General features: G+C 68.2%; 4 protein-coding genes. 3 read left to right on the top strand and 1 reads right to left on the bottom strand.

The annotated features are described in order from the left end of the window. Nucleotides 1-83: 83 nt before the first annotated feature. Nucleotides 84-1,148, top strand: coding sequence for an LLM class flavin-dependent oxidoreductase (locus ABW137_RS14675; RefSeq protein ID WP_526401128.1), 1,065 nt, complete (start codon nt 84-86; stop codon nt 1,146-1,148). Further along, on the top strand, nt 1,145-2,470 hold the full coding sequence (locus ABW137_RS14670) for an NtaA/DmoA family FMN-dependent monooxygenase (protein WP_526401126.1): 1,326 nt from the start codon (nt 1,145-1,147) through the stop codon (nt 2,468-2,470). The genes ABW137_RS14675 and ABW137_RS14670 overlap by 4 nt, the downstream gene beginning before the upstream one ends. On the opposite strand, the gene adhP is transcribed toward ABW137_RS14670, so the two are convergent. Then, on the bottom strand, nt 2,448-3,518 hold the full coding sequence (adhP, locus tag ABW137_RS14665) for an alcohol dehydrogenase AdhP (protein WP_526401124.1): 1,071 nt from the start codon (nt 3,516-3,518) through the stop codon (nt 2,448-2,450). The two genes, ABW137_RS14670 and adhP, sit on opposite strands and share 23 nt — an antisense overlap. Nucleotides 3,519-3,743: 225 nt before the next feature. Here adhP and fdxA point away from each other — a divergent pair, with 225 nt between their 5' ends. Next, nucleotides 3,744-4,100, top strand: a complete 357-nt coding sequence (gene fdxA, locus ABW137_RS14660) for a ferredoxin (RefSeq protein ID WP_526401122.1) — start codon at nt 3,744-3,746, stop codon at nt 4,098-4,100. The last annotated feature ends 260 nt before the right edge of the window (nt 4,101-4,360 follow it).

The raw sequence follows: 4,360 nt of genomic DNA, 5'->3' as shown, positions 1-4,360 counted from the left end.
GCTCGACTTCCCGCCGCTGACCGACGAGGAGTTGGCCCTCATAGACGAGCACGGCGTGCACGGAACCGGGCTGAACCTCTGACATGACCAGCGTCGCGACCCACCGAATCGGAGCGGGCGTCGAGGACGGTCGTGCGTTCCGGTTGGGCTTTCTGCTCCACCTCGACCGCGACGTGCCGCCCGCCCACGCCTACCGCGACGCCGTCGAGCTGTTCGCCGCTGCGGAGACCTTGGGGTATGACTCCGGATGGGTGATCCAGCGCCACTTCCGGCAGGGAAACGAACACGTGTCCGCACCGCTGGTGGTGTTGGCGTCGATTGCCGAGCGCACCACTCGGATTCGACTGGGGACCGGCGTGCTGGTGTTGCCGCTCGAGAATCCGCTGAAGGTGGCCGAGGACGCCGCGACGCTGGACGAGATCAGCGGTGGACGTCTGGAACTCGGCGTCGGCTCGGGTCCGTTCGCCGGGGCGTGGGAAGCGTTCGGGAAGGATCTGGCCGACAGACATCGCACCTTCGACGACTCGGTGGACCGTCTGCATCACGTCCTGGGCGGTGGCGCCCTCAACGGGGTGGGGGAGGTCCTGCATCCACCGGGCGATGGAGTCCGTCGCCGTCTGTGGCAGGCCATCTCGGCCGACCCGACACAGTCCCACCGGGCCGCCGAGCGGGTGGCGAAAGCCGCCGACGGACTGCAACTCTCGCGTGCCACCGCCTGGCAGGACGGCACGGTCGAGGCGGCACAAAGCAGGCAGGCCGACGTCATCGCCACCTACCGAGCCGCATGGTCGGATGCGGCGACGTCTCCGCGCGTGCAAGTCTCTCGGGCGGTGTACCCTCACCCGGATCACGCCGAGGCCGTTCGGCTGGTCACTCCCGGGGTGCGCCGCTGGCAGAGCTGGAGCACTCACGGCGACCCGAGGGGCACCCGCACGGTCGAGGACTATCTGGCCACCGATCACGCCCTGGTCGGACCCAGTGCCGCGCTGGCCGACGAGCTCGCCGCGGACCCCGCCCTGCGCAACGTCACGGACCTGCTCGTCAGCTTCGTCCCCGGAGTGCCCGACCACGCGGAACACCTGCGGCTCCTCGAGGACACGGCACGCGACCTGGCCCCGCGTCTCGGATGGCGGCCGGCGATTCGATGAGTGGCCTTCACCTGCTGGTCTCCCTGATGACGCCGGGGCACTTTCGGCACTCCTGGCGGCTGCCGCACGCCGATCCGCTCGCCCACGTCGACGTCGACCACTTCACCCGGCTCGCAAGGATCGCCGAGGAGGCGACGATCGACGGAGTGTTCCTGGGGGACGGGCCCGCACTGGGCGGTGAGATTGGCGAAGCGCCAGGGACCGGGTTGGATCCGCTCGTCCTCCTCGGCCACGTGGCGGCGACGACGACGAACATCGGTGTGGTGGTCACCAGCTCGACGACCTACAACTCCCCGTACAACCTGGCCCGCCGATTTCAGGCGCTCGATCACGTCACCAAGGGGCGCGCGGCGGTGAACGTCGTCACGACCGGGACATCATCTGCCGCAGCCAATTTCGGTCTGGCTGCACACCCCGACAAGGACACCCGGTACCGGCGGGCCTGGGAGTTCCTCGACGTGGTCACGCGATTGTGGGACAGCTGGGAGCCGGGCTGGCTCGTCGCGGACAAGGCGTCCGGCCGGTACGCCGATGCCTCGAAGGTGCGGGCCGTCGACCACGACGGAGAGTTCTTCTCCGTCGCCGGACCCCTCCCCGTGCCGCCGGGCCCGCAGGGGCGTCCGGTGCTGGTTCAGGCCGGCGGATCCGAGGGCGGATTGACGTTGGCTGGGGACTTCGCCGACGTCGTGTTCACCGCTGCTCAGACCCGGGCGAAGGCCGTGGCCTTCCGCGACGACATCCGGCGGCGGGCCGCTGCCGCCGGCAGGCAACCGGACGACGTCAAGGTGTCGCTGGGCGTGGTGGTGCTCGTCTCCGCGAGCGCGGCCGACGCCCACGCCCGCGCCGAGCAGCTCACGGCGACGCTGCCGATCGCGCGCCTGACCGACGATCTCCTCGTGAACCTCGGCATCTCCAAGGGTGCGTTCGGTCCGGATGATCCCATCTCCGCGTCCGACTTGCCGAATACGCCAGCGGCGCAGGCTTTCTCGGCGGGGTTCGGTGCGGCGATCAGGGCGTTGATCGAGGAGGGTCCGCGCACGCCGCGGGAACTCGTCGTCATGGCCGCCGGCGGCTCGGGGCATCGACTGCTGGTGGGCTCGGCCGAGCAGGTCGCCGACGATCTGGAGTCGTGGTACCGAGCGGGCACCGCTGACGGATTCACCATCATGCCCGCCGAGGCCGTCGTCGACCTGGAGAACTTCGCCGCCCTCGTCGTCCCCATCCTGCAGGAGCGAGGGCTGTTCCACCGCGAGTACCCGGCGTCGACCCTGCGGGAGCGGCTCGGTCTGCCCGCTCCGGTCAGGGCGTCCGGTAGTCGATGACGACACGGCCGTCGATGAGTCCGCGTTCCATGCGACCGAACACGTCGTTGACGTCGTCGAGTTCCGCGCTGGCCACCGTGGGGTGAATCAGACCGCGGGCGTAGAAGTCGAGCGCTTCGACCATGTCCTGGCGGGTGCCGACGATGGACCCGCGGATGGTCAGGCCCTTGAGCACGATGTCGAAGATCGGGGCAGGGAAGTCGCCAGGTGGCAGCCCGTTGAAGACGATGGTGCCGCCACGGCGGGCCAGTCCGATGGCCTGACCGAAGGCCTGCGGATGAACGGCGGTGACCAGTACGCCGTGCACGCCGCCGACGGCCTCCTGGACCTTCGCGACCACGTCGGTCGTGCGGGCGTTGACCGTCAACTCCGCACCGAGGCGAGCGGCGAGGTCCAACTTGGCGTCGTCGACGTCGATGGCCACGACGCGCAAACCCATTGCGCGGGCGTACTGCACCGCGATGTGGCCGAGCCCACCGATGCCCGAGATCGCAACCCACTGACCGGGACGGGTATCGGTCACCTTCAGGCCCTTGTAGACCGTCACCCCGGCACAGAGGATCGGTGCCACCTCCAGTAAGTCCATGCCGTCGGGGAGACGTGCCGCGTAGGCAGCGTTGACCAGCATGTAGCTGCCGAAGCTGCCGTTGACGCTGTAGCCACCGTTGCGTTGGCTCTCACACAACGTCTCCCAGCCGGTACGGCAGTACTCACAGTGCCCGCACGCCGACCACAACCAGGCGTTGCCCACCTTGTCGCCGACCCGCAAGTCCTCCACACCGTCGCCGACGGCGACGACGGTGCCACATCCCTCGTGACCGGGAACGAACGGTGGCGTGGGTTTGACCGGCCAATCACCCTGCGCGGCATGAAGATCGGTGTGACATATGCCGGAGGTCTCCAGCCTGACCAGCGCTTCACCGAAGCCGGGAGTTGGCAGGTCCATCTCCACGATCTGCAAGGGGTCGCCGAACCCGGTGACGACCGCGGCACGCATTCGCTCGCCGCCCTGGTGTTCGCGCGTTGGTGAATCGATCGTCTGCGTCATGGTGTTCCTCTTCGTCGGTGCCTAGTGGAATGGAGCGGTAGCGCGTTGGGCGGTGTTGCCGAATCACTGCAACTGTGCGCCCCGCGCGGTCGTGGTCACCAGGGTCGTTGGTCCCGACTCCAGCGGACGAACGGGCCCCTGAGCGCCGGCAGAGGCGTTCGTCTTTGCGGTGCAGGACCTTTGGCCCTTCGAGCACCCCGCACCCGACTCGTAGGCTTGACCACCATGACCTACGTGATTGGGACCGGCTGTGTCGACGTCATGGACAAGTCCTGTCTCCAGGAGTGCCCCGTCGACTGCATCTACGAGGGCGACCGCTCGCTGTACATCAACCCCAACGAGTGCGTCGACTGCGGTGCCTGCAAGTTGATCTGTCGCGTCGGGGCGATCGAATACGAGACCGATCTGCCCGAGGACCAGATTCAACATCTGGCCGACAATGCCGCGTTCTTCGATCAGACGCTTCCCGGCCGCGACGCCCCACTCGGTTCTCCCGGTGGTGCCGCCAGTATCGGCCGAGTGGGCGTCGACACCCCCTTGGTGACGAGTCTGCCTCGACGAGAACACGTTCGGGAACACTGAGCACTCGCTCAGCCTTCGGCTGCATTCGAACCCGCGGAATGGCGCTGGATCTGGCAAGCTCCGTCGTGAGCGCTGTTCGGCCCTCGGCCAGCAGCGGTCTCAACCCCGAAGGATGGGGCGAATTGCGTGCAGCACGGCAGGATCCTCGATCGTCGAAGGCACGGGCTCGTCCCCGCCTGCGGCGATGCCGCGCATCGTCTTGCGAAGGATCTTGCCCGAACGGGTCTTCGGCAGCGCGTCGACGACGTCGACCAGCTTGA

The organism is Mycobacterium sp. (assembly GCF_040509115.1).
In the GTDB taxonomy this organism is placed as follows: Bacteria; Actinomycetota; Actinomycetes; order Mycobacteriales; family Mycobacteriaceae; genus Mycobacterium.
The sequence above is the reverse complement of the archived record's forward strand: the minus strand, read 5'-3'. Positions and strand labels throughout refer to the sequence as shown.

Coding starts and splice junctions, on each gene's coding strand:
- ABW137_RS14675 (WP_526401128.1), top strand. CDS start 84: ATGACCAGCGTCGCGACCCACCGAATCGGAGCGGGCGTCGAGGACGGT.
- ABW137_RS14670 (WP_526401126.1), top strand. CDS start 1,145: ATGAGTGGCCTTCACCTGCTGGTCTCCCTGATGACGCCGGGGCACTTT.
- adhP (WP_526401124.1), bottom strand. CDS start 3,518: ATGACGCAGACGATCGATTCACCAACGCGCGAACACCAGGGCGGCGAG.
- fdxA (WP_526401122.1), top strand. CDS start 3,744: ATGACCTACGTGATTGGGACCGGCTGTGTCGACGTCATGGACAAGTCC.